Raw genomic sequence first — 26,212 nt, 5'->3', positions numbered from 1 at the left:
GTCGGACATCGGGGCACCCGCCGGACGATCCTGGCCCTGTCCTAGGGTGCGGGGATGGGTGTGACGGGTGAAGTGCCGGTGAGCGTGCGGCGGTTGCTGCCCGATCTGCTGACGGCGGTGGCGCCGGTCGTCGGCGAGCGGCTGGTGGGCGTCTGGCTGTACGGGTCCGCGGCGACCGGGTCGTTCGAGCGCGGGGTCAGCGACGTCGACGTGCTGGTGGGCACGGAAGGCTCCGGGCTCGGCTCCGGACCCGGCTTCGGGCTCGACGAGGTGCGGGCCGCCGAGGCGCGGGTCCTGCGGGCGCACCCCGGGTTCCGGGACCGGCTCGACCTGACCTTCGCGCCGGCCGCCGCCCTCGCCGGCAGCCTCCTCGAACCCCTGCTGGTGGTCTCCCCCGGCGAACCTCCCCACACCGCGCGCGTGCTGCCGCGCTGGGCGCTGACCCGGGCCCTGGTCCGGACGACGGGCCTGACCCTGGCCGGCCGGCCCGCGCGGGAGGCGCTGGCCCCCGCGCAGCCCCAGGAGGTGCGCACCGCGCTGATCGACTCCGTCGCGGGGCTGCGGGACCTGGCCCCGCGGGTGCGGCACCGGGGCGGCCACGCCTACCTGGTGCTGACCGCCTGCCGGGCCCTGCGCGCCCTGACCACCGGCGAACTGGCGGACAAGGCGCAGGCGGCGCAGTGGACGGCCGAGCGCCGGCCGCGGCTGCGGCCCCTGCTGGAGGCGGCGCTCGCCTGGCGCCGGACGCAGGCCGTCCGGGACGAGACCCCGCTGCCGGCGGAGCTGGCCGCGCTGCGGGACGAGCTCCTGGACCTCGCGGCGACGGCGGCGAGCGGCGGGGAGGCGGACCTGCGCGGCGGGTAGCGCCGGGCGGCGGCGCAGGGGCCGCCGCGGCGAGTGACGTGGATCACTGCACCGGACGGGTGAGTTCCGCGCGTGCGCGGCGTCCTACAGGGCGACACCATCCGCTCACGGCCGACAGGAACCCGCCATGACCAGCGTCAAGGGACCCGCCAGCTACTTCCCCTCCATCGAGAAGACGTACGGGCAGCCGGTCTCGCACTGGCAGCAGCTCATCCGGACCTCGCCGCTGACCAAGCACATGGAGCTGGTCGCCTGGCTCAAGGCCGAGCACGGCCTCGGGCACGGGCACGCCAACGCCCTGGTCGCCCACACCCTCTCCGAGGACCGGGGCAAGTGACGGCCGGCGGGGTCGACCCGCCCTTCCGGGCGGTCAGATCCCGCCCATCGGCTTCACGTCGACCTTCACCGCGGTCCCCCACACCCGCACCACCTCGTAGTCCGTGAACTCGTGCACCAGCCGGTAGGCCATCGCCGCGTCCGGGCGGCGGCGCTGGGCCGCCAGGTACAGGTCCGCCTCGCGCCGGTCGTGGCGCGGGGTGCCGCACAGCTGCCACACCTGCCCGTTCCACATCTCCGGGATCCAGCGCTGCTGGGGCTGCGGGCGGTCCTCGCGCGTGCCGTAGCGCGACATCACGGGCTGCTCCGCGGCCTGCGGGCGGGCGGGGCCGCCCCCGTACTCCGAGCGGCGCGCCTGGCGGCGGCGGGTCTCGCAGAGCAGGCACAGGTCCGGCGCCGACTCGTCGACCGCGCCCTGCGGGTGCTCGGCGCAGCGGGTCGTGGGCGCCGTGCCGGTGACCGTGTCGTCGAGGAGCTCCAGGGCCCGCTTCACGTCACCGCGCACCTCGTGGAGCCGGGCGTCCGAGGTGTCGCCCGTCAGGGCGTCGCCGTGCTCCCCGAGCAGGCGCAGAGCGCGTCCGAGTGCGGTGAGCTGCGCGTGGTTCACAGTCCTTGTCTCCGTTCGTCGCCGGGTCGGCGTCCCTCATGACCCCGCTCCCCACCATGGCATGCCCCACCGACAACGCCGCCCGCTCCGCCCCCGCCGCATCACAATCCGGTCACGACAACCGGAATCCCCCTTGCCAGCACCTCGTGTAATCGATTCCAATCCTCCATGCAGCACGATGTAATCGATTCCACGACGCCACAAGGAGGTGGCCCGTGATGCCGTCGAGCACGAGCATCAAGGACGTCGCGGCCGCGGCCGGGGTCTCCGTCGCCACGGTCTCCCGCGTCCTGAACAGCCACCCGTCCGTCAGCCCCGCCGCGCGGGCCCGGGTGCTGGCCGCCGTGGAGTCGCTCGGCTACCGGCCCAACGCCGTCGCCCGCTCCCTGCGCACCGACCAGACCCGCACCCTCGGCCTGGTCATCAGCGACGTGCTGAACCCGTACTTCACCGAGCTGGCCCGCTCGGTCGAGGAAGAGGCCCGCGCACTCGGCTACAGCGTGATCATCGGCAACGCCGACGAGCGGCCCGACCTCCAGGACCACCACGTACGGACCCTGCTCGACCGGCGGATCGACGGGCTGCTCGTCTCCCCCACCGACGGCGGCTCCCCACTGATGCTGGACGCGGCCAGGGGCGGCACCCCGATGGTCTTCGTCGACCGGTGGATCGCGGGCGTGGACGTGCCGGTGGTGCGCTCCGACGGCCGGGCCGCCATCACCGCGCTCGTCGCGCACCTGCACCGGCTCGGGCACCGCAGGCTCGCCATCATCGCGGGCCCGGCGGCCACCACGACGGGCAGTGAGCGCGTCGCCGCCTTCCGGGAGGCGCTCGCCTCGTACGCGATCGAGCTGCCGGAGGCCTACATAGGGCAGGGCGACTTCCAGGCGGGCAGCGGGCGCCGCGTGACGGACGGGTTCCTGGACCTGCCCGAGCCGCCCGAGGTCGTCTTCGCGGCCGACAACCTGATGGCGCTCGGCGCGCTCGACGCGATCCGCGCGCGCGGGCTGCGCGTCCCGGACGACATCGCGCTCGCCGCGTTCGACGACATCCCCTGGTTCGTGCACACCGACCCGCCGGTCACGGCGATCGCCCAGCCGACCAAGGAGCTGGGGCGGGCCGCGGTGCGCGCGCTGGTCGACCGCATCGAGGGCAGGCCGCCCGCGTCGGTGACGCTCCCCGCCCACCTCGTCGTACGGCACTCGTGCGGCGAGCCCCGCACCTCACAACCGCCCACCTCAACGGAGAGGAGAGCCCGGTGAAACAGCCGCGCAACCCGGACGAGTTGCTGCGTATCGAAGGGATACGGAAGACCTTCCCCGGTGTCGTCGCGCTCGACAGCGTCGACTTCGACCTGCGCCGGGGCGAGGTGCACGTCCTGCTCGGCGAGAACGGGGCCGGCAAGAGCACGCTGATCAAGATGCTCTCCGGCGCCTACACGCCCGACGCGGGCCGCATCACCGTCGGCGGCGAGCAGGTCCGCATCCACGGCGCGCAGGACGCCGAACGGCTGGGGATCGCCACGATCTACCAGGAGTTCAACCTCGTCCCCGACCTGACCGTGGCCGAGAACATCTTCCTGGGGCGCCAGCCGCGCCGCTTCGGTCTCATCGACCGCAAGAAGATGGAGGCCGACGCCGAGGCGCTGCTCGCGCGGGTGGGCGTCAGCGTGTCGCCCCGCGCGCGGGTGCGGGAACTCGGCATCGCCCGGCTCCAGATGGTCGAGATCGCCAAGGCGCTCAGCCTGGACGCCCGCGTACTGATCATGGACGAGCCGACCGCCGTGCTCACCTCGGAGGAGGTGGAGAAGCTCTTCGCCATCGTGCGCGCGCTGCGCGCGGACGGCGTCGGCGTCGTCTTCATCACCCACCACCTGGAGGAGATCGCCGCGCTCGGCGACCGGGTCACCGTCATCCGGGACGGCCGCAGCGTGGGCCAAGTGCCCGCCGCGACCCCCGAGGACGAACTCGTACGGCTCATGGTGGGACGCTCGATCGAGCAGCAGTACCCGCGCGAGCGGCCCGAGACGGGTGCCGCGCTGCTGAAGGTGGAGGGGCTGACCCGGGACGGCGTCTTCCAGGACGTCAGCTTCGAGGTGCGGGCCGGTGAGGTCGTCGGCATCGCCGGGCTCGTCGGCGCGGGCCGCACGGAGGTCGTGCGGGCCGTCTTCGGCGCCGACCCCTACGACGCGGGCCGGGTCGAGGTCGGCGGGGCGCCGCTGCCCCGGCACGACGTGAACGCCGCGATGGCCGCCGGGGTCGGGCTCGTGCCCGAGGACCGCAAGGGCCAGGGCCTGGTGCTCGACCAGTCGGTGGCGGAGAACCTGGGGCTCGTGACCCTGCGGACGGCGACCCGGGGCGGGTTCGTCGACCTCAAGGGCCAGTACGCCGCCGCCGGGCGGATCGCCGCCCAGCTCGGCGTGCGGATGGCCGGGCTCCACCAGCACGTGCGCACCCTGTCCGGCGGCAACCAGCAGAAGGTCGTCATCGGCAAGTGGCTGCTCGCCGACATCAAGGTGCTGATCCTCGACGAGCCGACGCGCGGCATCGACGTCGGCGCGAAGGTCGAGATCTACCAGCTGATCAACGAGCTGACCGCCGCCGGCCACGCCGTGCTGATGATCTCCAGCGACCTGCCCGAGGTGCTCGGCATGAGCGACCGCGTGCTGGTGATGGCGCAGGGGCGCCTCGCCGGTGAACTCGCCGCGGCCGACGCCACCCAGGACTCCGTGATGGCGCTCGCCGTCAGCACCCCCACGACCAAGGAAAGCGAGGCCCGTGGTGGCCACTGACACGCTGGAGAAGAACGCGGCGGGCTCGTCGCGCACGAGCGCCGCGGCCATCCGCCGCCTGCTGCTCGACAACGGCGCGCTGACCGCGCTGATCGTCCTGGTGATCGCCCTGTCGGCGCTCTCCGGTGACTTCCTGACCACCGACAACCTGCTCAACATCGGCGTGCAGGCGGCCGTGACCGCCATCCTCGCCTTCGGTGTCACCTTCGTGATCGTCTCGGCGGGCATCGACCTGTCGGTGGGTTCGGTGGCCGCGCTGTCGGCGACCGTCCTCGCGTGGAGCGCCACGAACCACGGGGTGCCGGTGGTGCTCGCGGTGGTGCTCGCCGTCGCCACGGGCGTGGTCGCGGGTCTGGTGAACGGTTTCCTCATCGCGTACGGGAAGCTGCCGCCGTTCATCGCGACGCTGGCGATGCTGTCGGTGGGCCGCGGGCTCGCGCTCGTGCTCTCGGACGGCTCGCCGATCCCGTTCCCCGACTCGGTCTCCCACCTGGGCGACACCCTCGGCGGCTGGCTGCCGGTGCCGGTGCTCGTGATGATCGTGATGGGTCTGATCGCTGCCGTGATCCTCGGCCGTACGTACATAGGCCGCTCGATGTACGCGATCGGCGGCAACGAGGAGGCCGCGCGCCTGTCGGGGCTGCGGGTGAAGAAGCAGAAGCTCGTCATCTACGCGCTGTCCGGCCTGTTCGCCGCCGCCGCGGGCATCGTGCTCGCCTCCCGGCTCTCCTCGGCGCAGCCGCAGGCCGCCGACGGCTACGAGCTGGACGCGATCGCCGCCGTCGTCATCGGCGGCGCCTCGCTCGCGGGCGGCACCGGCAAGGCGTCGGGCACTCTGATCGGCGCGCTGATCCTCGCGGTGCTGCGCAACGGCCTCAACCTGCTGAACGTGTCCGCGTTCTGGCAGCAGGTCGTCATCGGTGTCGTCATCGCGCTGGCCGTGCTCCTGGACACGCTGCGCCGCAAGGCCGGGGCCACCCCGGCGGCCGCGGGCGCCGGCGGCGGCAAGGGCAAGCAGGCCCTGACGTACGGGCTCGCCGCCGTGGTGACCGTCGCGATCGTGGGCGCCACGTCCTTCCTGCACGGCGGCTCCTCCGGCTCCGACCAGCGCAAGGTGGGCCTGTCGCTGTCGACGCTGAACAACCCGTTCTTCGTGCAGATCCGGGCCGGCGCGCAGGCCGAGGCCCGGAAGCTCGGCGTGGACCTGCGGGTCACCGACGCGCAGAACGACGCCTCGCAGCAGGCCAACCAGATGCAGAACTTCGCCAGCGCGGGCCTGGACGCCGTCATCCTCAACCCGGTCGACTCGGAGGCCGCGGGCAATTCGGTGAAGGCCGCCAACGACGACGGCACCCCCGTCGTCGCCGTGGACCGCGGCGTGAACAAGGGGAAGGTCGCCACCCTCGTCGCCTCCGACAACGTCGCGGGCGGGGTGCTGTCCGCGCGGACGATGGCCGAGAAGCTCGGCGGCAAGGGCCGGATCGTGATCCTCCAGGGGCAGGCCGGCACCTCTGCGGCCCGGGAGCGCGCGGCGGGCTTCGCCAAGGGGCTCAAGGAGTTCCCCGGCATCAAGGTCGTCGCCCAGCAGCCCGCCGACTTCGACCGCACCAAGGGCCTCGACGTGATGTCGAACCTGCTCCAGTCGCACCCGGACGTGCAGGGCGTGATCGCGGCGAACGACGAGATGGCGCTCGGCGCGATCAAGGCGCTCGGCGCCAAGGCCGGCAAGTCCGTCCCGGTGATCGGCTTCGACGGCGAGGCCGACGGGATCAAGGCGGTCGCCGCGGGCACGATGTACGCCTCGGTGGCCCAGCAGCCGCGCGAACTCGGCGAGATCGCCGTGCGCAACGCCCTGAAGGCGGCGCAGGGCGAGAAGATCGCGGGCGCGGTGAAGGTGCCGGTGAAGGTCGTGACGGAGAAGAACGCCGCCGACTTCGGCTGACACCCTCGTACTGTTTGCACACACGTACGAAGAAAGGCACAGCATGAACACGTACGACCTCCTCGTCGTCGGGTCGGCCAACGCCGACCTGGTGGTGGGCGTCGAGCGCCGCCCGGCCGCCGGGGAGACCGTCCTCGGCTCCGACCTCGTGGTCCACCCGGGCGGCAAGGGCGCCAACCAGGCGGTCGCCGCGGCCCGGCTCGGCGCCCGTACGGCGCTCCTCGCGCGGGTCGGCGACGACGGGCACGGGGCGCTGCTGCGGGAGTCGCTGGGGAGCGCGGGCGTCGACACCTCCGGCGTCCTGGTCGGCGGGGCGCCCACCGGGGTCGCGCTGATCACGGTCGACCCGTCCGGGGACAACTCCATCGTGGTGTCGCCGGGGGCGAACGGGCGGCTGACGCCGGACGACGTGCGGGCGGCGGGCGAGCTGTTCGCCGGGGCGAAGGTCGTCTCCACGCTCCTGGAGATCCCGCTGGAGACGGTCACGGAGGTGGCGCGCTCGCTGACCGACGGGGCCCGGCTCGTGCTGAACCCGTCGCCGCCCGCGCCGCTGCCGGACGAGGTCCTCGCGGTCTGCGACCCGCTGATCGTGAACGAGCACGAGGCCCGCGTGGTCCTCGGCGCGGACGCCGGGGCCGGCTCCGGGGACGGCGACGACTGGGACGCGTGGGCGCGGGCGCTGCTCGCGCTCGGCCCGCGCTCGGTCGTCATCACGCTCGGCGCCGAGGGCGCGCTCGTCGCGGACGCGTCGGGCTCCTCGCGGGTGGCGTCGGTGAAGGTGCGGGCGGTGGACACCACGGGCGCCGGGGACGCGTTCACGGCGGCGCTCGCCTGGCGGCTGGGGACCGGCGCGCCGCTCGCCGAGGCGGCGGCCTACGCGGCCCGGGTCGGCGCCGCGGCCGTCACCAAGCAGGGCGCGCAGGTGTCGTACCCGACCGCGGACGAGGTCGCGGCCCTGTGAAGAGATCCGGCGTGCTCAACCGCCATCTGGCGGGCGCCCTCGCCGAGTTGGGGCACGGGGACGGGGTGCTGATCTGTGACGCGGGGCTGCCGGTCCCGGCCGGGCCGCGCCTGGTCGACCTCGCCTTCCGGGCCGGGGTGCCGTCCTTCGCCGAGGTCCTCGACGGACTCCTCGACGAGCTGGTGGTCGAGGCGGGCACGGCCGCGCACGAGGTGCGGGCCGCCAACCCCGAGGCGGCCGGGCTGCTCCGCGAGCGGGTCCCCGCCCTGGGCTTCGTCGGCCACGAGGAGCTGAAGGGGCTGTCCGCGGGCGCGCGCCTGATCGTGCGGACCGGTGAGGCACGGCCGTACGCGAACGTGCTGCTGCGGTGCGGCGTCTTCTTCTGAACCCCGCCCCGGGGTGATCCGGAACCGACGAGGGGCCCGGTCCGCGGACCGGGCCCCTCGGGCCTTCCCCCTCCTGCGCCAGGACTTCCTCGATCCCCCCAGATCCCCCTCCGAAAGTCCTGACGCACGTTAGACCCGCGACCGCCGGAAAGGTTGCACGGCGGCGGAGCGTTTTCTTCCCGGGATTCTCAGCAGGCGTGCTCGGTGAACCTGGCCACGGTCTCCGCCAGCACCTCGCGGCCGTCGCGCGCCCACAGGCCGTCGTTGAACAACTCGACCTCGATGGGCCCGGAGTAGCCCTGCGCCTCCACCAGTGCGCGCCAGTGCCGCAGGTCGACGGAGCCGTCACCGAGCTGGCCGCGCCCGTTCAGCACCCCCGCGGGCAGCGGCGTCGTCCAGTCCGCGAGCTGGAAGGCCGCGATCCGGCCCTGCGCCCCGGCCCGCGCGAGCTGCGCGGGCGCCCGGTCGTCCCACCAGATGTGGTACGTGTCCACGCAGACGCCGACCTGGTGCGCCGGGAAGCGCTCGGCGAGGTCCAGGGCCTGGCCGAGCGTGGAGACGACACAGCGGTCCGACGCGAACATCGGGTGCAGCGGTTCGATGGCCAGCCGCACCCCGTGCGCGGCGGCGTACGGGGCGAGTTCGCCGAGGCCGTCGGCGATCCGCTCGCGGGCGCCCGCCAGGTCGTGCGAACCGGCCGGGAGCCCGCCCGAGACCAGGACGAGGACGTCCGTGCCGAGGATGGCGGCCTCGTCGACGGCCCGCTTGTTGTCCTCGACGGCGGCCTTGCGCGCGGCCGGTTCGACGGCGGTGAGGAAGCCGCCGCGGCAGTGCGTGGAGACGGTCAGGCCGGCGTCCTTGAACAGGGCGGCCGCCGCCTCGACGCCGTACGCCTGCACGGGCTCGCGCCAGGTGCCGACGGACTGGACGCCGGACTCGGCGCAGGCGGCGACGAGTTCGGGCAGGGCGAGCTGCTTGACGGTCATCTGGTTGAGGGAGAAGCGGGGGTCGGCGGCGCTCATGAGGTGACTCCGTACAGGGCGAGCAGGTGCGTCATCCGGGCCTCGGCCAGCACCGGATCGGGGAAGAGGCCCAGGCCGTCGGCGAGTTCGTAGGCGCGTGCCAGGTGCGGCAGCGAGCGCGCCGACTGCAGCCCGCCGACCATCGCGAAGTGCTCCTGGTGGCCGGCGAGCCAGGCCAGCAGGACCACACCGGTCTTGTAGAAGCGGGTCGGGGCCTGGAACAGGTGACGGGACAACTCGACGGTGGGGTCGAGGAGTTCACGGAAGCCCTTGGCGTCGCCGGTGTCCAGGACGCGGACGGCCTGCGCGGCGAGCGGGCCGAGCGGGTCGAAGACGCCGAGCAGCGCGTGGCTGAAGCCGCGGTCGTCGCCGGCGATCAGCTCGGGGTAGTGGAAGTCGTCGCCGGTGTAGCAGCGCACGCTCCGCGGCAGGCGGCGGCGCAGTGCGACCTCCCGCCGGGCGTCGAGCAGCGACACCTTGATGCCGTCGACCTTGTCCGGGTGCGCGGCGATGACCTCCAGGAAGGTCTCCGTGGCGGCGTCCAGGTCGGCGGAGCCCCAGTAGCCGTCGAGCGCCGGGTCGAACATCGGGCCGAGCCAGTGCAGGACGACGGGTTCGGCGGCCTGGCGCAGCAGGTGCCCGTAGACCTCCAGGTAGTCCTCGGGGCCCCGGGCCGCGGCGGCCAGGGCGCGGGAGGCCATGAGGATCGCCTGCGCGCCCGTCCCCTCCACGAGGGCGAGCTGTTCCTCGTACGCGGCCCGCACCTCGGCCAGGGTCGGGGCGGGGCCGGTGAGCTGGTCGGTGCCGACGCCGCAGGCGATGCGTCCGCCGACGGCCTTCGCTTCGGCGGCGGAGCGCCGGATGAGCTCGGCGGCGCCCGCCCAGTCCAGGCCCATGCCGCGCTGGGCGGTGTCCATCGCCTCGGCGACCCCGAGCCCGTGCGCCCACAGATGGCGCCGGAAGGCGAGGGTGGCGTCCCAGTCGACGGCGGCCGGCGAGTCGGGCGTGGTGTCGGCGAACGGGTCGGCGACGACGTGCGCCGCCGAGAAGACGACCCGGGACGTGAAGGGCGCGCCGGTGCCGAGGGCGAGGGGCGTGGCGCGCGGCTCGTAGCTCCGCAGTCCGCCGTCGCCGTCGGGCAGTCGCAGGGTCACAGCGTGATCTCCGATACGTCGACGCGGCGGCCCTCGGCGGACGACTTCAGGCCCAGCTCGGCGAGTTGCACGCCGCGGGCGCCGGCGAGCAGGTCCCAGTGGTAGGGCGCGTCGGCGTAGACGTGCTTGAGGAAGAGTTCCCACTGCGCCTTGAAGCCGTTGTCGAACTCGGCGTTGTCCGGCACCTCCTGCCACTGGTCGCGGAAGGAGTAGGTGGCGGGGATGTCCGGGTTCCAGACGGGCTTGGGGGTCGCGCTGCGGTGCTGGACGCGGCAGTTGCGCAGGCCCGCGACGGCGGAGCCCTCGGTGCCGTCGACCTGGAACTCGACGAGTTCGTCGCGGTTGACGCGCACCGCCCACGAGGAGTTGATCTGGGCGACCGCGCCGCCCTCCAGCTCGAAGATGCCGTACGCGGCGTCGTCGGCGGTGGCGTCGTAGGGCTTGCCGCTCTCGTCCCAGCGCTGCGGCACGTGCGTGGTGATCAGCGCCTGCACGGAGGCGACCCGGCCGAACAGCTCGTGCAGCACGTACTCCCAGTGCGGGAACATGTCGACGGCGATGCCGCCGCCGTCCTCGGCACGGTAGTTCCAGGACGGGCGCTGCGCCTCCTGCCAGTCGCCCTCGAAGACCCAGTACCCGAACTCGCCGCGCACGGACAGGATCGTGCCGAAGAAGCCGCCGTCGATGAGGCGCTTCAGCTTCAGCAGGCCCGGCAGGAAGATCTTGTCCTGGACGACGCCGGACTTGATGCCGGCGTCCCTGGCGAGCCGGGCGAGGTCCAGGGCTCCGGCGAGGCCGGTGGCGGTCGGCTTCTCGGTGTAGACGTGCTTGCCGGCGGCGATCGCCTTCTTCAGCGCCTCCTCGCGGGCGGAGGTGACCTGCGCGTCGAAGTAGATGTCCACCGAGTCGTCGGCGAGGACGGCGTCGAGGTCGGTGGAGACGTTCTCCTCGCCGAGCCCGTGCCGCTCGGCGAGCGCGCGCAGCGCGTGCTCGCGGCGGCCGACGAGGACCGGCTCGGGCCACAGCACCGTGCCGTCGCCGAGGTCGAGTCCGCCCTGCTCGCGCAGGGCCAGCAGCGAACGGACGAGGTGCTGGCGGTAACCCATGCGCCCCGTCACCCCGTTCATGGCGATGCGCACCGTCTTGCGTGTCACGTGAGTCCCTTCGTCATGCCTCGATCCGGGTCGGCCCGCCGTGCGGCGTCCGGTCCGTCGGCGTACGCCGCGGCTCGCTCGCCACGGTCCACGTAGCAAGCGCTTTCTACATGGAAAGAAGCTAGCCTCTGCACAGCCGCTCGGACAAGAGCGGATACCAGACCTGCCGGGGCTCCCCGACTCGGGAGCGCGTCCGGCCGTCGACGGAGGATGACTCGATGACCGTGACCCTGGCGGACGTGGCCGCCCGCGCGCAGGTGTCCCCCGCCACCGTCTCGCGCGTGCTCAATGGCAACTACCCGGTCGCCGCGGCCACGCGCGAGCGGGTGCTCAAGGCCGTGGACGACCTCGACTACGTCCTCAACGGTCCGGCCAGCGCGCTCGCGGCGGCCACCTCCGACCTGGTGGGGGTCCTCGTCAACGACATCGCCGACCCCTTCTTCGGGATCATGGCCTCCGCGGTCCAGTCCGAGATCGTCGGGCCCGGTGGCCGGGCCGGCGGGGAGCGGCTCGCGGTGGTCTGCAACACGGGCGGCTCGCCCGAGCGGGAGCTCACCTACCTGACCCTGCTCCAGCGCCAGCGGGCCGCGGCGGTCGTCCTCACCGGTGGCGCGATCGAGGACGCCGACCACGTCGCCGCGATGGCGAACAAGCTGCGGCGGCTGTCGGAGGCGGGCACCCGCGTGGTGCTGTGCGGGCGGCCGCCGGTGCCGGGGACGGACGCGGCGGCGCTGACGTTCGACAACCGGGGCGGCGCGAAGGAGCTGACCGGGCACCTGCTCTCCCTCGGGCACCGCCGGATCGGCTATGTGGCGGGTCCCCAGGAGCGCACGACGACGCGACACCGCCTGGAGGGGCACCGTGCCGCGCTGGCCGAGGCGGGGGTCACGGAGTCGGACGGGCTGGTCGTGCACGGGCCCTACGACCGGGAGGCGGGGTATGCGGCGACGGTCGAACTGCTGCGGGCGCGGCCCGGTCTGACCGCGGTGGTCGCGGCCAATGACACGGTGGCGCTGGGGGCGTGCGCCGCTCTGCGGGAGGCGGGGCTGCGGATTCCGCAGGACGTGTCGGTGGCGGGCTTCGACGATCTGCCGTTCAGTGTGGACGCGGTGCCTTCGCTGACGACGGTGCGGCTGCCGCTTGCGGGGGCGGCGGGTCGGGCGGGGCGTATCGCGATGAGCCGGGAGGGGTTGCCGCCCGGGGGGGTGGATGTGGTGCGGGGGGTTTTGATGGTGCGGGGTTCCACGGGGGTCCCCAGGGAGGTCTAGGGGGGCCGGGATACTCCAGCGCGGGCCGCTGCGATGTTGTGCGCAGTTCCCCGCGCCCCTGAAGGGTCGTGATTCGTCCGCGCCGCCGTCGTGGCTGGTCGCGCAGTTCCCCGCGCCCCTTACGGGGCTTGTCGTTCGGCTGACTCGCCGGTGGGGGCTGGTCGCGCAGTTCCCCGCGCCCCTGAGATGCGCACTTCGTGCGCTATCTCATCGGCCCCCGGTCGGCGGCCCTGAGGCAGCGGCGAAGCCGCATGCCTTCAGGGGCGCGGGGAACTGCGCGACCAGCCCCCACCGGGCGTGCAGCCGAAAACGGGGGCGCACGCAGTGCGCCCGTCAGGGGCGCGGGGAACGGCGCGAGAAGCCCCACCGGCCCGCAGCCGAAAAACGGTGGCGCACGCAGTGCGCCCCGCAGGGGCGCGGGGAACGGCGCGACCAGCCCCCGCCGGGCCCGCAGGTGAAGACAGCGGGTGCGCGCAGTGCACCTTTCAGGGGCGCGGGGAACTGCGCGAGATGCCCCCACCGGGCCGCGGCGCTCAAGCGGAGCTAGACGTGGGGGCGGCGGCCCTGTTCCTGGTAGGGGAAGGACTGGTCCGCCCCGGGCAGCGTCGGCTTGGGGAGGGACGCCACGTCCTCCTTGGCCTGCTTGAGCTGATCAGCGGTGTCCCGCGGCAGCAAGGGCACCCGCGGCGCCGCATGCGAGAACCGGAACGCCGACGTGAGATCCCCGAAGGTGGCCCGCCGCCAGTCGGTGATGTTGGGCTCCGCGACACCGGTGAACTCCTCCAGGAACTGGAGCACCGAGGTGTGGTCGAAGGCCTCCGTGGCGACCCACCCCCCGACCGTCCACGGCGAGACGACGATCGCCGGGACACGGAACCCGCCCCCGATCGGCAGCCCGTTCACGAACTCCCCCGCCGTCCCCGCCTTGGGCGTGGGCGGCGCGACATGGTCGAAGAGGCCGTCGTTCTCGTCGTAGTTGAGGATGAAGGCGGTCTTCGCCCACACCTTCGGGTTGGAGGCGATGGCCTCGATCTTCTGGGCCACGAAGTCGGCCCCCGCGGCCGGCAGGTAGTCGGGGTGCTCCGACTGGTAGCCGGTCGGCATGATCCAGCTGACCGCGGGGAGCCGGTCGTTGCGGGCGTCGTCCTCGAAGGTGCCCTCGGGCTGGGGCCGCACCCCGCGCTCGTAGAGCTCGGAGCCGGGCTGCGCGTCCTTGAAGGAGGCGAACTGCTCCAGCAGGTTGCAGCCGTAGTCGTCGTCCTGCTGGTAGACCTTCCAGCTCACGCCCGCCGCCTGGAGCCGCTCGGCGTACGTCGTCCAGCGGTACGGCGAGGGCGCCGTGTTGTTCAGGATCGGGCCGCCCTGGGTGCCGGACGGGTCGATCGTGCCCGTCATCCAGTAGAGGCGGTTGGGCCAGGTCGGGCCGAAGACCGAGCAGAAGTAGTTGTCGCAGATGGTGAAGGTCTCGGCCAGCGCGAACTGGAACGGGATGTCCTTGCGGGTGTAGTACCCCATGACGTACGGGCCGTTGACGCCGTCGGCCTTGCGGTGGGCGGGGAGCCACTGGTCCATGGCGCCGTTGTTCCACGCCTCGTGCTGGACCGACCAGGCGTGGCTCGTGGACGGGATGGCCTGGGCGCTGGTGGAGTGCGTGTCCAGGTGGAAGGGGAGCAGGTACCCCTTCGGGTTCTCGGCGTCGGGCTGGTAGAAGACCGAGCGGCCGGTGCTCAGCCGCAGCGCGTCGGGGTCGCTGAAGCCGCGGACGCCCTTGAGCGTGCCGAAGTAGTGGTCGAAGGACCGGTTCTCCTGCATGAGCAGCACGACGTGTTCGATGTCGCGCAGCGAGCCCTTGCGGGGCGGGCCCGCGGCGACGGCCTTCTGCACGCTGGGGGGAAGGAGCGAGAGCGCGGCGGCGCCGCCGACGGCGCCGGCCGCCGAGCCGAGGAGTCTGCGTCGGGTCAGTTCGGGCATGGGGGGCCTCCTGGGGGTGGAGTTGTCCTGACGGACGGTTCGGGCATGCCAACGGCCCGTGCGCGACGGGCCGTCGGCTTCACTGTGCGGGTCGCCCGACATGCGGCGGAGGGGGTGAACGATGAACTCGGGGCCAACGCGCGACCAGGGGTTGGCCAACCCATGGGCCGCTCTTGAACCGCTATACCTGCTGTATGCACGGACTTGACCCGGGGGCGCCCGCGGCCCTCCCCCGTGTCCGGTCCGTGGACGGGCTTGCCCGGCGGGCACCGCCCGGGCGCCGTCCCCCGGGCCGCCGGCCGCGCCGGCGCCGACGGGCCGGGGCCGGGAGCCGGCCGATCCGGCAACGCGAGGTGAGTCATGACCGTCCAGGGCATCCGTTCTCCGACCGCTTCCCCACGAGCGTCGTCGGCGCACCGGACCAGAGCCGTCACCTGTACGCCCCGTACACCCTCACGGAGTCCCGAGTCCGCGCTGAGCTGACCCATCCGGAGCACAGGCGCGGGCGCGGCCCTGATCTGATCGGGCAGGGCCGGCGGCCGCCGTCGCCCGAGCGACCTGAGTGACGGGCGTGAGCGCGGGTAAGGTCCGCCCCATGAAACTGGCGTTCTCCACCCTCGGTGTCCCCGGCCTCCCGCTGGCCGACGTCCTCAGCCTGGCCACCGCGCACGGCTTCCACGGTGTGGAGCTGCGCGCCCATCCCGAGGAGCCGGTCCACCCGGGCCTCGGCGCGGCCGCCCGGGCGGAGGCGGTGGCCGCCGCCAAGGCGGCGGGCGTCGAGATCCTGGCGGTCGCCGGGTACGCGCGGGTCGCTGCGCCGGGCGACGACGCGCCGGTGCTGGACGAGGTCCGCGCCCTCGTCGACCTCGCCCGCGACCTCGGGGCGCCGTACGTGCGGGTCTTCCCGGGCGGCGGGGACGGGCTCGACGAGGAGGGGCTCGCGGCGGCCGACGCCCGCGCGGCGGCCCGGCTCGGGGTCGCCGCGGAGTACGCGGCGGACCGGGGCGTACGAGTGCTGCTGGAGACGCACGACTCGCACCGCACCGGCGCCGCCGCGTCCCGCGTCGTCGGACCGGTCGGCCACCGGAACGTGGGCGTGCTGTGGGACGTCATGCACACCTGGCTGGGCGGCGAGCAGCCCTCGGTCTCCTACGCGGCGCTCTCCCCCTACCTCGGCTACGTGCAGGTCAAGGACATCGCGGGGGCCGACGACACGACGCCGCTGGCGCTCGGCGAGGGGGTGCTCCCGCTCGCCGAGTGCGTGGAGGTGCTCAGCCGCGAGGGCTGGGACGGCTGGCTCTGCTGGGAGTACGAGGCGCGTTGGTACGAGGCCGCCGCGCCGCTCCCCGAACTGCTCGGCCGGGGCCGGGAGCACCTGGCCCGGCTGCTCAACGAGTCGGCGTGAGCTCGGGGTCCGGCGGCGCCTCCGCGCTGGGCGGGGTCTCCGCCCGGTGCGGGGCGTGCGGGGTGAGCGGGGCGGCGCCGGACCCGGGGTGACGCGGGGCCCGGGCGCGCCGCTTCGGGGTGCTCGCCAGCGCGACGCCGGTGACCAGGAGCCCCGCCGCGCACCAGCGCAGCGGGGTCACGTCCTCGTGCAGGAACAGGGCGGCCGACGACATGCCGAAGACCGGCACGAGCAGCGAGTACGGAGCGACGGTCGAGGCGTCGTAGCGGCGCAGGAGCCGGCTCCAGACGCCGAACCCGAAGAGCGTGGTGACCAGGGCGACGAAGCCGATCGCGGCGACGCCCGGCAGGTCGAGGGCGGTCAGCGCGGCGGCGTCGCGGGCGGGCCCCTCGAAGAGCAGGGAGAGCGCGAGGAGCGGCAGCACCGGGACCGCGCTCGACCAGACCATGAAGGTGAACGGGGCGTCGGGCGCCGCCTTGCGGGTCAGTACGTTCGACACGCCCCAGAACGCCGCCGCCACCAGGACCAGCGCGAAGGCACCCAGCGGCCCCGAGCCGCCCTCGTCCACGGCGGCCACGGCGATGCCCGCGAGGGCCACGGCCATGCCCGCCACCCGGACGCGGCCGGGGCGTTCACCGAGGAACACGCAGGCGATCAGCGCCGTGAAGACGGCCTGCACCTGAAGGACGAGCGAGGAGAGCCCGGCGGGCATCCCGGCGTCCATGCCGACGAAGAGCAGCCCGAACTTGCCGACGCCCAGGGCGAGTCCGACCCCGATGACCCACCTCCACGGCACGGCCGGCCGGCCGACGAGCAGGACCGCGGGGAAGGCGGCGAACAGGAAACGCAGGGCGCAGAAGAGCAGCGGCGGGAAGTGGGCGAGGCCGATGTCGATGACGACGAAGTTGACGCCCCACAGGGCGGCGACGAGGACGGCGAGGCCGGTGTGCGCGGGTCTCATGCGTCGAGCATCGGCGGAGTGACCGTGTAGCACCAGCGATGATTGCTGCATGGTTGGATGAAGCACCGCTACATCCGAACCCAGGTGCGGCACGGTGGTGCCGGCGCCGACCGGCAGGGGGCCCACGTGCTCGACATCCAGCGGCTGCGCGCCCTGCACGCCGTCTCCGTCCACGGCACCGTCGGGGCCGCCGCGGCCGCCCTCGGGTACACCCCGTCCGCGGTGTCCCAGCAGATCGCGAAGTTGGAGCGGGAGACCAGGACGGTGCTCCTCGAACGCGCGGGGCGCGGCGTCCGGCTCACCGACGAGGCGCGGGAACTGGCGGCGACCGCACGGGAGTTGCTGGCCATCCTGGAGCGGGCCGAGACCGGCATCGAGGAGCGGCGCGGGGTGCCGGCCGGGCGGTTGACGGTCGCCGCGTTCGCCTCCGCGGCGCGCGGGCTGCTGCCGGGCGCGCTGGCCGCTCTCGCGGCGGAGCATCCGGCGCTCGACGTGCGGCTCACCGAGGTCGACCCGCATCTGTCGGTGGACCTCGTCGCCAAGGGCGCGGTCGATCTGGTCGTCGCGCACGACTGGGACATCGCGCCGCTGTCCGCCCCGCCCGGGGTGGAACAGGCCGTCCTCGGCGAGGACCTCTGCGATCTGCTCGTCCCGGCCGAGCACCCGCTGGCCGGGCGGACCACGGTGCGGCGCGCCGAACTCGGGGACGAGCGGTGGGTGTCGCAGCCGCCGGGCCGGGTGTGTCACGACTGGCTCGTCCGTACGATGCGCGCCGCGGGGTTCGAGCCGCGGATCGTGCATCGGGCGGACGAGAATCCGACGCTGGTGGCGTTGGTCGCGGCGGGGCTCGGGGTGGCGGTCATTCCGCGTCTCGGGCGTGGGCCGTTGCCGCCGGGGGTCGCGGTGGCGGGGCTGGATCCGATGCCGCGGCGTCGTGTGTATGCGCTCTGGCGGGCGGGGGCGGCTCGCCGTCCGGCGATCACCGAGACGATCCGCGCCCTGACCCTCCAGTCCCGGACCACCCTCCACACGCCTTGACCCCGACCACGCCCTAGTGGGGGCCGTTCGCGCAGTTCCCCGCGCCCCTGAAAGGCGCACTGCGTGCGCCGCCGCTTTTCGGCTGCGGGCCGGTGGGGCTTCTCGCGCCGTTCCCCGCGCCCCTGACGGGCGCACTGCGTGCGCCCCCGCTTTCGTCTGCACGCCCGGTGGGGGCTGGTCGCGCAGTTCCCCGCGCCCCTGAAGGCATGCGGCTTCGCCGCTGCCTCAGGGCCGCCGACCGGGGGCCGATGAGATAGCGCACGAAGTACGCATCTCAGGCGGACGCGGGGCCCGATGAGATGCCGCACGAAGTGCGCACCTCAGGGGCGCGGGGAACTGCGCGACCAGCCCCCACCGGCGCCGCAGACGAAAAACAGCCCCGTAAGGGGCGCGGGGAACTGCGCGACCAGCCACGACGGCGGCGCGGACGACTCACGACCCATCAGGGGCGCGGGGAACTGCGCAAAAAGGCCGACCCACCCGCACAAGCCGAGGAACCTCCACCCCGATCCGCCAAGGCGACGCCACGTCACCCCCCTTGACTGGCAGAAACTTTCCCGATATCCGTGACGCTCGGAAGTAATTTTCATCGGCCACCACCCCGCAGCCCGTGCCCCGCCCCTCCCCCGGAAGGAGCGCAAGTGCACCACCCCCAGCCCCGCAAGGGTCTCTCCAGAAGAACCCTGCTCGCCGCCACCACGGCCGCCGCAGCCACCGCAGGCCTGACCACCCCGGCCCAGGCCGCCGAAACCGAGGCCACCCAGTCCCCCCGGCCGGCCAGGCCCGACGCCAGGCTGAAGAAGATCATCTCCGGGATGTCCCTGGAGGAGAAGGTCGGCCAGCTCTTCGTGATGCGGGTCTACGGCCACTCGGCGACCGCCCCCGACCAGGCCGACATCGACGCCAACCTCAAGGAGATCGGCGTCCGCACCGCGGCCGAGCTGATCTCCACGTACAAGCTCGGCGGCATCATCTACTTCGCCTGGGCGCACAACGTCCGCGACCCGCACCAGATCGCCGCCCTCAGCAACGGCATCCAGGAGATCGGCGGCCAACAGCCCTCCCGCATCCCGCTGCTGGTCGCCACCGACCAGGAACACGGCATAGTGGCCCGGGTCGGCAAGCCCGCCACCCTGCTGCCCGGCGCGATGGCGCTGGGCGCGGGCGGCTCCCGCCCGGACGCGCGCGAGGCCGCCGCGATCGCCGGCGCCGAACTGCGCGCCCTCGGCATCAACCAGGACTACGCCCCCGACGCGGACGTCAACATCAACCCGGCCAACCCCGTCATCGGCGTCCGCTCCTTCGGCGCCGACCCGGCCGCGGTGGCCCGGCTCGCCGCCGCGCAGGTCAAGGGGTACCAGTCGGCCGGCATCGCCTCCACCGCCAAGCACTTCCCGGGCCACGGCGACACGGCGACCGACAGCCACACCGGCCTGCCGGTGATCACCCACACCCGCGAGGAGTGGGAGCGCCTGGACGCCCCCTCGTTCAAGGCCGTGATCGCCGCCGGGATCGACTCGATCATGACGGCGCACCTCGTCGTGCCGGCCCTGGACCCGGCGGAGGACCCGGCGACCCTCTCGCACCCGATCCTCACCGGCATCCTGCGCGAGAAGCTCGGCTACGACGGGGTCGTGATCACCGACTCGCTGGGCATGGAGGGCGTGCGCACCAAGTACGGCGACGACCGTGTCCCGGTGCTCGCCCTGAAGGCCGGCGTCGACCAGCTGCTCAACCCGCCGGACCTGGCCACCGCGTGGAACGGCGTGCTGTCGGCGGTCCGCAGCGGCGAGCTGACCGAGGAGCGCCTGGACGTCTCGCTCCTGCGCATCCTGCGCCTCAAGGACAAGCTGGGCCTCTTCAAGGACCCCTACGTCACCCAGCGCGGCGTCGACCGCACCGTGGGCACCCGCGCGCACCTGGCCGCGGCCGACCGGATCGCCGAGCGCACGACGACGGTCCTGGTCAACAAGGACCGGCTGCTGCCCCTGAACCGGCGCACCCACAAGAACGTCCTGGTGCTGGGCGCCAACCCGGCCTCGCCCTCGCTCAGCGACGGTCCGCCGACCACCGTGCTCGGCGCGGCCCTGACCGAACTGGGCTTCAGCGCCACGGTCCTGGCGACCGGCACCGCGCCGGGCCAGGCGGTCATCGCGCAGGCGGTGGCGGCGGCCGCGGGCAAGGACGCCGTGCTCGTCGGCACATACAACGTCACCGCGGGCAGCGCCCAGCAGGCCCTGGTGAACGCCGTGGCGGCGACCGGCGTACCGGTCGTCACCCTGTCCATGCGCAATCCCTACGACGTGGCACAGCTGCCCGCGGCCCGGGCCCACGTGGCGGCGTACTCCTGGATCGACGTCGAACTGCGGGCGGCGGTACGGGTGCTGGCGGGCCGGTCCGCGCCGCGCGGCAGGCTCCCGGTGCCGGTGCAGAAGGCCGAGGACCCCGCACAGGTCCTCTACCCGATCGGCTACGGCCGGCGGTACTGACCGGCAGGCGAAGAGGGGGGCCGCACGCGGCCCCCCTCTTCGCCGCGCCCCCGGCTAGGGGCGGAGCGTGAACTTGCGGACGTTCTCGACGCGGTCGAGCTTCGCGTCGTGCGGCGCCTTGGCCGTCGTACCGGACAGGCCGGCCCAGGCGAGGATGCGCTCGGTGGCGAGCGCCTTGTCGTCGGCCTCCAGGCCCGCGACGTTCGCGCCGTGGTTGGCGTGCGGCGCCGTCAGGACGTAGCTGTCCCGGGCCCCGGCACCGAGCCGGAAGCGCTCGGCGCCCCACGGGTCGTTGTCGCCGTAGACGTAGAGCATGCGCGTGGCGTGGTGGCGCACCCACGTGTCGACGTCCCGCATCGTGTGCTTCTGGAACGTCATCGGGATGGTGCGCGGCACGAAGTTGCGCGGCGGCTGGTAGCCGTAGCGGGACAGCTTGCCCAGCCAGGGCTGCCTGATGTCGGGCGAGCCGAGCTGGGTGCCCGCCTGGTAGTAGTACGGCGTGTACTGCTCCAGGCCCTGGTCGGCGTAGGACGACCAGCCGCCGACGGCGTCGACGTAGTCGAAGAGCGCCTGGTCGGTGACGGTTTTCGCGTCGGGCACGTCCGCGCAGGCCGACTCGGGCTGGTACTGCCAGAAGCCCCACACGAGGTCGAGGACGGTCGCCTCGTACGCCTTGTCCAGCGAACCCACCGTGTTGACGGTGTAGTCGTTGGCGGTGAGGTAGTCCTTGTACTTCTTCTCCAGCGCGGTGCGGCGCACCAGCGTCTCGCGCTGCACCTTCTGCAGGGCGACGCGGCAGTCCTTGGGGCCGACGTTCGCCAGGAAGCGGTCGTACGCCGAGTCCTCGTCGTTGACGACGTCGTTCGGCGCGACGTAGGCGACGACGCCGTCCATGTCGCGCGGGTAGAAGCGCTCGTAGTAGGTGGCGGTCATGCCGCCCTTCGAGCCGCCCGTGGTCAGCCAGTTCGCGCCGTAGAGGGGCTTGAGGGCCTGGTAGATGCGGTGCTGGTCGCTGGCGGCCTGCCAGATGTCGAGCTTCGACCAGTCGGCCGGCTGCGGCCGGGACGGGGTGAAGAAGCGGTACTCGACGGAGACCTGGTTGCCGTCCACGATGCGGGTCGGCTCGCTGCGCGAGGGGTTCGTCGAGACGTTGTAGCCGCTGGTGAACATCACCGTCGGACGGCTGACGTCCTTGTGCAGCACGGTGATCCGCTGCTGGAACGTGCCCTTGGACGGGTGCCGGTGGTCGACCGGCTGGGTGTAGTTGAGGACGAAGTAGCGGTAGCCGTCGTACGGCTTCTCCTCGATGAGGCTCATGCCCGGTACGGCGAGGAGCTGGTCCTTGATGTCGGCGGTGGCCGGGGCGTCGGCCGGCCGGGCCGCCGCGGTCGACATGCCGGCCGCGCTCACCGTGCCTATGAGCACCACGAGCGACAGCAGCCATCTGAGCGCTTTGCGCATACACCCTCCCCTGGAGTTACACAGATGCTCCGGAAACTATCGGAGCCGTCCGCGCACCACCAGGGGTACTCGGTGTCCGCTCAGTACGACATCGGACACCGCTTCCGCACGGTTTCAGCACAGAATCCAGCCCGAACCGACCGATTTCGCTCCCACGCGCCCCTGCACCCGGACACAGCGGTGGCCCGCGTGCACGATGACCGGTCCCGCGTGGTGGGTGAAGCGGCCCGCGTCGACGACGGCCCGGTTGCCGCGGGCCTGGACGCTGACCGTCATGGCCTGGCGCACCCCGGTGCGCCGGGCGAGGGTGACGGCGCAGACGTAGCCGCCGCGCTTGTAGACGACGGTCGTGCCGGTGGCGAACGACAGGGTGCGCGCCTTGTGACCGGCGCAGAGCGCGGCGGCCTGCGCGCCGCCGGTGCCGGGCCCCGCGACGACCAGCAGCGCGGCGGCGACCAGCCCGGTCAGCGCGAGCGCGCACAGCCGGCGCGACCGCCGGGCACCCCGCGGGGCGCCACGGCCGCCGGCTATGTCGCTGTCCTCACCTCTTCGCACCGCAGTCCCTCCCGTCACATCGGCACCAGAGTACGGAGGGACGGACGCACCGCGGGCCCCGCCCGGTTGCACGGCGGGCGGGGCACCGCCCGGTACCGGCCATCAGACGGCGCTCGTGCTGACGTCCTCCCCCACGAACGTCCGCCACAGCCGCGCGTACCGGCCGTCCAGGCGGAGCAGTTCGTCGTGGGTGCCGTCCTCGGCGACCCGCCCGCCGGCCATCACCACGACCCGGTCGGCGCGGGCCGCCGTGGTCAGGCGGTGGGCGACGACGAGCGTCGTGCGCTTGCCGGCGATCCGGTCGGTGGCCTGGTTGACCTGGGCCTCCGTGGCGAGGTCGAGGGCGGCCGTCGCCTCGTCGAGCAGCAGGACGTCCGGGTCGACGAGTTCGGCGCGGGCCAGCGCGATCAGCTGGCGCTGCCCGGCGGACAGGTTCCGGCCGCGCTCGGCGACCTCGTGCAGGTAGCCGCCCTCCAGGGTAGCGATCATGTCGTGCGCGCCGACCGCCCGGGCGGCCGCCTCGACCTGCGCGTCGCTCGCGTCGGGCCGCCCGTAGGCGATGGCGTCGCGGACCGTGCCGGGAAAGAGGTACGCCTCCTGCGGGACCACGCCGAGCCGGTGCCGGTAGCTCGTCAGGTCCAGGTCGCGCAGGTCGGTGCCGTCGACGGTGACCCGGCCGCCGGTCGGGTCGTAGAACCGGGCGACCAGCTTGACCAGCGTCGACTTGCCCGCGCCGGTCTCGCCGACGAAGGCGACGGTCTGCCCGGCGGGGATGCGCAGCCGCACGTCGCGCAGCGCCGCCTCGTCCGTGCCGTACGCGAAGTCGACGTCCTCGAACGCGATCTCGCCGCGCAGGGACAGCACCTCCAGGGGTTCGCGGGCGCTCTTGGTGGAGGTCGGTTCGCGCAGCAGCTCCTGGATGCGGCCGAGCGAGACGGTCGCCTGCTGGTAGCCGTCGAAGACCTGCGAGAGCTGCTGGACGGGGGCGAAGAACAGGTCGATGTAGAGGAGATAGGCGACGAGCGCACCGGTCGTCAGGGTGCCCGCGTCGATCCGGTGCGCCCCCACCATCAGCACGGCGGCGGCCGCCACCGAGGCCAGGAGCTGGACGAACGGGAAGTAGACCGAGATCAGCCACTGGCCGCGGATGCGGGCCTTGCGGTAGGCCTGGCTGCCCGCCGCGAAATGCTCGGCGCCGTCCTTCTCGCGCCGGAACGCCTGCACGATCCGCAGCCCGGCGACGGACTCCTGGAGGTCGGCGTTGACGACGGAGACCCGCTCGCGGGCCAGTTCGTACGCCTTCACGCTGGAGCGGCGGAAGAAGAACGTGCCGACGATCAGCGGCGGCAGCGTCGCGAAGACGACGAGCGCGAGCTGCACGTCGATGACGAGCAGCGTGACCATGATGCCGAAGAACGTGACGACGGAGACGAACGCGGTGACGAGGCCGGTCTGCAGGAACGTCGACAGGGCGTCCACGTCCGTCGTCATCCGGGTCATGATCCGCCCGGTCAGCTCCCGCTCGTAGTAGTCGAGCCCGAGCCGCTGGAGCTGGGAGAAGATCTTCAGCCGCAGTGAGTAGAGGACCCGCTCGCCGGTGCGTCCCGTCATCCGGGTCTCGCCGATCTGCGCGACCCACTGCACGAGCACCGCGGCCAGCGCGAGCCCGGCCGCCGTCCACACCGCGCCGAGCGCCAGCCGGGAGACGCCCTCGTCGATGCCGTGCCGGATGAGGATGGGCAGCAGCAGTCCGACGCCCGCGTCGACGGCGACGAGCGCGAGGCTGATCGCCAGCGCCGCCCCGAACCCGCGCAGCAGCCTGCGCAGCCCGTAGGAGTCCTCGGCGGTGACGGCCCGCACCTCGTCGACGTCGGGGACGTCGGTGGCCGGCGGCAGCGCGTCGACCTGGGCGAGCAGCTCGGGCGTCGCGGGCATCCCGGACAGCGCACTGTCCTTGGGCTCGCGGTCGCCCGTCCACAGCCGGGGGGTGACGCCCCGCTCGGCGTCGAACTCGGCGTCCAGCTCGTCACGGACGGAGGTGTCCGTCGTCTCGGCGGGCCCGGCCTGCCCGGCGGCGGGCAGGGCGTGCCCCGGGGAGACGCCGCCCAGCTCGTCCGGGTCGGTCAGCAGCCGCCGGTAGAGCGCGCTGTCCCGCTCCAGCTCCTCGTGCGTGCCCACGGCGGCGAGCCGGCCGCCGTCGAGCACCGCGATGCGGTCGGCGAGGCCGAGGGTGGAGCGGCGGTGCGCGATGAGCAGGGTGGTGCGGCCCGCCATGACGCCGCGCAGCGCCTCGTGGATCTCGTGCTCCACGCGCGCGTCCACCGCGGACGTGGCGTCGTCCAGGACGAGCAGGCGGGGGTCGGTGAGGATGGCGCGGGCCAGGGCGAGGCGCTGGCGCTGGCCGCCGGAGAGGGTGAGCCCCTGCTCGCCGACCAAGGTGTCGTACCCCTCGGGCAGCTCGGCGATGAACCGGTCGGCCTGGGCGGCGCGCACCGCGGCCTCGATCTGCTCGTCGGTGGCGTCCGGGGCGCCGTAGGCGAGGTTGGCGCGCACGGTGTCGGAGAAGAGGAAGGAGTCCTCGGGCACCATGCCGATCGCGGCGCGCAGCGAGTCCAGGGTCAGCTCGCGCACGTCGTGGCCGCCGACCAGGACGGCGCCGCGCGAGACGTCGTAGAAGCGGGGCAGCAGCAGCGAGACGGTGGACTTGCCGGAGCCGGAGGAGCCGACGACGGCGAGGGTCTCGCCCGCCCGGATCTCGAAGGAGAGCCCGTCGAGGACGGCCCGGTCGCTGCCCGCGTACTCGAAGGAGACGGAGTCGAACTCGACGGTCGCGGGGGCGTCGGCGGGCAGCTCCTTCGTGCCGTCCTGGAGGGAGGGCTCGGTGTCGATGAGTTCCAGGACGCGCTCGACGCCTGCGCGGGCCTGCTGGCCGACGGTGAGCACCATGGCGAGCATCCGGACCGGGCCGACGAGCTGGGCGAGGTAGGAGGAGAACGCGACGAACGTGCCGAGCGTGATCTGTCCGCGCACCGCGAGCCAGCCGCCGAGGGCGAGCATGGCGACCTGGCCGAGGGCGGGCACGGCCTGGAGGGCGGGGGTGAACTTCGAGTTCAGCCGGATGGTGCGCAGCCGCCCGGCGAAGAGCCGCCGCCCCACCTCGCGCAGCTTGCCGGTCTCCTGGTCCTCCTGCCCGAAGCCCTTGACGACGCGGACGCCGCTGACCGCGCCGTCCACGACCCCGGCGACGGCGGCGGCCTGCGCCTGCGCGTACCAGGTGGCGGGGTGCAGCCGGGAGCGGCTGCGCCGGGCGATGTACCAGAGGGCGGGGGCCACGGCGAGCGCGACGAGGGTCAGCGGCAGCGAGAGCCACGCCATGATCACCAGGGAGATGAGGAACAGCAGCACGTTCCCGATCGTCATCGGCAGCATGAACAGCAGGCCCTGGATGAGCTGGAGGTCGCTGGTGGCGCGGCCGACGACCTGGCCGGTGGAGAGCTCGTCCTGGCGGCGGCCGTCGAGCCGGGTGATCGTCGTGTACATCTCGGTGCGCAGGTCGTGCTGGACGTCCAGGGCGAGCCGGCCGCCGTAATAGCGGCGGACGTAGGTGAGCACGTACACGACGACGGCCGCGCCGACGAGCACGCCGGCCCACGTGCCCATGGACCGCGAGTGGTCCCCGATCACGTCGTCGATGATGACCTTGGTGATCAGCGGTACGAGCGCCATGACGGCCATGCCGCCGAGCGAGGCACCCAGCGCGAGCAGCACGTCCTTGGGGTACCGCCACGCGTACCCGGCGAGCCTGCGCGCCCAGCCCCGTTTCTCCGTCACTCCGCTGCCTCTCGCC

20 protein-coding genes and 1 pseudogene are annotated in these 26,212 nt (G+C 73.4%); 12 read left to right on the top strand and 9 right to left on the bottom strand.

Annotated features, from left to right (window positions below; translation table 11 throughout):
- Positions 1-54 precede the first annotated feature (54 nt).
- Together ACIBW6_RS13045 and ACIBW6_RS13040 are read left to right on the top strand one after the other, a co-directional pair.
- Positions 55-864 (top strand): aminoglycoside adenylyltransferase domain-containing protein, encoded by an 810-nt coding sequence (locus ACIBW6_RS13045; protein ID WP_399059348.1) that lies wholly within the window; start codon positions 55-57, stop codon positions 862-864.
- A 127-nt stretch (positions 865-991) separates the two neighbouring features.
- Complete coding sequence (locus ACIBW6_RS13040) at positions 992-1,201, top strand: DUF4287 domain-containing protein (protein WP_399059347.1); 210 nt, start codon at positions 992-994, stop codon at positions 1,199-1,201.
- A 33-nt stretch (positions 1,202-1,234) separates the two neighbouring features.
- Here ACIBW6_RS13040 and ACIBW6_RS13035 read toward each other — a convergent pair whose 3' ends face one another.
- A complete protein-coding gene (locus tag ACIBW6_RS13035; RefSeq protein ID WP_399059346.1) occupies positions 1,235-1,807 on the bottom strand; it encodes a hypothetical protein in 573 nt (190 codons plus the stop codon).
- 218 nt (positions 1,808-2,025) lie between these two features.
- On the opposite strand from ACIBW6_RS13035, the gene ACIBW6_RS13030 reads away from it, so the two are divergent.
- From ACIBW6_RS13030 to rbsD, 5 genes are read left to right on the top strand one after another with little or no spacing between them, the layout of a single operon-like run.
- Positions 2,026-3,069: a LacI family DNA-binding transcriptional regulator gene (locus tag ACIBW6_RS13030; protein ID WP_399059345.1), complete on the top strand. Its 1,044-nt coding sequence runs from the start codon at positions 2,026-2,028 to the stop codon at positions 3,067-3,069.
- Positions 3,066-4,598 carry a sugar ABC transporter ATP-binding protein gene (locus ACIBW6_RS13025; RefSeq protein ID WP_399059344.1) on the top strand — a complete coding sequence of 511 codons (1,533 nt, stop codon included), beginning with the start codon at positions 3,066-3,068 and terminating at the stop codon, positions 4,596-4,598. The genes ACIBW6_RS13030 and ACIBW6_RS13025 overlap by 4 nt, the downstream gene beginning before the upstream one ends.
- Positions 4,588-6,540, top strand: a complete 1,953-nt coding sequence (locus ACIBW6_RS13020) for a substrate-binding domain-containing protein (RefSeq protein ID WP_399059697.1) — start codon at positions 4,588-4,590, stop codon at positions 6,538-6,540. Before ACIBW6_RS13025 ends, ACIBW6_RS13020 begins: the two co-directional genes overlap by 11 nt.
- A 43-nt stretch (positions 6,541-6,583) precedes the next feature.
- Complete coding sequence (locus tag ACIBW6_RS13015; RefSeq protein WP_399059343.1) at positions 6,584-7,501, top strand: ribokinase; 918 nt, start codon at positions 6,584-6,586, stop codon at positions 7,499-7,501.
- A complete protein-coding gene (gene rbsD / locus ACIBW6_RS13010) occupies positions 7,498-7,887 on the top strand; it encodes a D-ribose pyranase (RefSeq protein ID WP_399059342.1) in 390 nt (129 codons plus the stop codon). The genes ACIBW6_RS13015 and rbsD overlap by 4 nt, the downstream gene beginning before the upstream one ends.
- Positions 7,888-8,075: 188 nt before the next feature.
- Here rbsD and ACIBW6_RS13005 read toward each other — a convergent pair whose 3' ends face one another.
- From ACIBW6_RS13005 to ACIBW6_RS12995, 3 genes are read right to left on the bottom strand one after another with little or no spacing between them, the layout of a single operon-like run.
- On the bottom strand, positions 8,076-8,909 hold the full coding sequence (locus tag ACIBW6_RS13005; protein ID WP_399059340.1) for a sugar phosphate isomerase/epimerase family protein: 834 nt from the start codon (positions 8,907-8,909) through the stop codon (positions 8,076-8,078).
- Complete coding sequence (locus ACIBW6_RS13000) at positions 8,906-10,063, bottom strand: dihydrodipicolinate synthase family protein (RefSeq protein ID WP_399059339.1); 1,158 nt, start codon at positions 10,061-10,063, stop codon at positions 8,906-8,908. The genes ACIBW6_RS13005 and ACIBW6_RS13000 overlap by 4 nt, the downstream gene beginning before the upstream one ends.
- Positions 10,060-11,217, bottom strand: coding sequence for a Gfo/Idh/MocA family protein (locus ACIBW6_RS12995; RefSeq protein WP_399059338.1), 1,158 nt, complete (start codon positions 11,215-11,217; stop codon positions 10,060-10,062). The genes ACIBW6_RS13000 and ACIBW6_RS12995 overlap by 4 nt, the downstream gene beginning before the upstream one ends.
- Before the next feature lie 218 nt (positions 11,218-11,435).
- Here ACIBW6_RS12995 and ACIBW6_RS12990 point away from each other — a divergent pair, with 218 nt between their 5' ends.
- Positions 11,436-12,485 carry a LacI family DNA-binding transcriptional regulator gene (locus ACIBW6_RS12990; protein WP_399059337.1) on the top strand — a complete coding sequence of 350 codons (1,050 nt, stop codon included), beginning with the start codon at positions 11,436-11,438 and terminating at the stop codon, positions 12,483-12,485.
- A gap of 543 nt (positions 12,486-13,028) precedes the next feature.
- Here the strand turns inward: ACIBW6_RS12990 and ACIBW6_RS12985 are convergent.
- A complete protein-coding gene (locus tag ACIBW6_RS12985) occupies positions 13,029-14,456 on the bottom strand; it encodes an alkaline phosphatase family protein (RefSeq protein WP_399059336.1) in 1,428 nt (475 codons plus the stop codon).
- 360 nt (positions 14,457-14,816) lie between these two features.
- Here ACIBW6_RS12985 and ACIBW6_RS12980 point away from each other — a divergent pair.
- Positions 14,817-14,944 (top strand): annotated as a pseudogene (locus ACIBW6_RS12980) (MarR family transcriptional regulator); the annotation flags it as partial.
- A gap of 107 nt (positions 14,945-15,051) precedes the next feature.
- Entirely contained in the window at positions 15,052-15,861 is an 810-nt protein-coding gene (locus tag ACIBW6_RS12975) for a sugar phosphate isomerase/epimerase family protein (RefSeq protein ID WP_399059335.1), read from the top strand.
- Here ACIBW6_RS12975 and ACIBW6_RS12970 read toward each other — a convergent pair.
- Positions 15,845-16,822, bottom strand: a complete 978-nt coding sequence (locus tag ACIBW6_RS12970) for an EamA family transporter (protein WP_399059334.1) — start codon at positions 16,820-16,822, stop codon at positions 15,845-15,847. The genes ACIBW6_RS12975 and ACIBW6_RS12970 overlap by 17 nt on opposite strands.
- A 126-nt stretch (positions 16,823-16,948) precedes the next feature.
- On the opposite strand from ACIBW6_RS12970, the gene ACIBW6_RS12965 reads away from it, so the two are divergent.
- A complete protein-coding gene (locus tag ACIBW6_RS12965) occupies positions 16,949-17,860 on the top strand; it encodes a LysR family transcriptional regulator (protein ID WP_399059696.1) in 912 nt (303 codons plus the stop codon).
- A 641-nt stretch (positions 17,861-18,501) separates the two neighbouring features.
- The gene (locus ACIBW6_RS12960; RefSeq protein WP_399059333.1) at positions 18,502-20,349 is read left to right on the top strand and encodes a glycoside hydrolase family 3 protein; all 1,848 of its coding nucleotides are present in this window, start codon (positions 18,502-18,504) and stop codon (positions 20,347-20,349) included.
- Positions 20,350-20,403: 54 nt separating this feature from the next.
- Here the strand turns inward: ACIBW6_RS12960 and ACIBW6_RS12955 are convergent, their stop codons facing one another.
- The 3 genes from ACIBW6_RS12955 to ACIBW6_RS12945 form a co-directional block, all read right to left on the bottom strand.
- The gene (locus ACIBW6_RS12955) at positions 20,404-21,810 is read right to left on the bottom strand and encodes a S28 family serine protease (protein ID WP_399059332.1); all 1,407 of its coding nucleotides are present in this window, start codon (positions 21,808-21,810) and stop codon (positions 20,404-20,406) included.
- Between the two features lie 114 nt (positions 21,811-21,924).
- Entirely contained in the window at positions 21,925-22,341 is a 417-nt protein-coding gene (locus ACIBW6_RS12950) for a hypothetical protein (RefSeq protein WP_399059695.1), read from the bottom strand.
- 126 nt (positions 22,342-22,467) lie between these two features.
- Positions 22,468-26,196: an ABC transporter ATP-binding protein gene (locus ACIBW6_RS12945; RefSeq protein WP_399059331.1), complete on the bottom strand. Its 3,729-nt coding sequence runs from the start codon at positions 26,194-26,196 to the stop codon at positions 22,468-22,470.
- Positions 26,197-26,212 lie beyond the last annotated feature (16 nt).

The organism is Streptomyces sp. NPDC049813, assembly GCF_044465085.1.
Lineage (GTDB): Bacteria > Actinomycetota > Actinomycetes > Streptomycetales > Streptomycetaceae > Streptomyces.
This window is presented reverse-complemented; position numbering and strand designations above follow the sequence as displayed.

Excerpts from the sequence above, each read along its gene's own strand:
- ACIBW6_RS13045 (WP_399059348.1), top strand. The coding sequence starts at position 55 with ATGGGTGTGACGGGTGAAGTGCCGGTGAGCGTGCGGCGGTTGCTGCCC.
- ACIBW6_RS13040 (WP_399059347.1), top strand. The coding sequence starts at position 992 with ATGACCAGCGTCAAGGGACCCGCCAGCTACTTCCCCTCCATCGAGAAG.
- ACIBW6_RS13030 (WP_399059345.1), top strand. The coding sequence starts at position 2,026 with ATGCCGTCGAGCACGAGCATCAAGGACGTCGCGGCCGCGGCCGGGGTC.
- ACIBW6_RS13015 (WP_399059343.1), top strand. The coding sequence starts at position 6,584 with ATGAACACGTACGACCTCCTCGTCGTCGGGTCGGCCAACGCCGACCTG.
- ACIBW6_RS13005 (WP_399059340.1), bottom strand. The coding sequence starts at position 8,909 with ATGAGCGCCGCCGACCCCCGCTTCTCCCTCAACCAGATGACCGTCAAG.
- ACIBW6_RS12990 (WP_399059337.1), top strand. The coding sequence starts at position 11,436 with ATGACCGTGACCCTGGCGGACGTGGCCGCCCGCGCGCAGGTGTCCCCC.
- ACIBW6_RS12985 (WP_399059336.1), bottom strand. The coding sequence starts at position 14,456 with ATGCCCGAACTGACCCGACGCAGACTCCTCGGCTCGGCGGCCGGCGCC.
- ACIBW6_RS12975 (WP_399059335.1), top strand. The coding sequence starts at position 15,052 with ATGAAACTGGCGTTCTCCACCCTCGGTGTCCCCGGCCTCCCGCTGGCC.
- ACIBW6_RS12970 (WP_399059334.1), bottom strand. The coding sequence starts at position 16,822 with ATGAGACCCGCGCACACCGGCCTCGCCGTCCTCGTCGCCGCCCTGTGG.
- ACIBW6_RS12955 (WP_399059332.1), bottom strand. The coding sequence starts at position 21,810 with ATGCGCAAAGCGCTCAGATGGCTGCTGTCGCTCGTGGTGCTCATAGGC.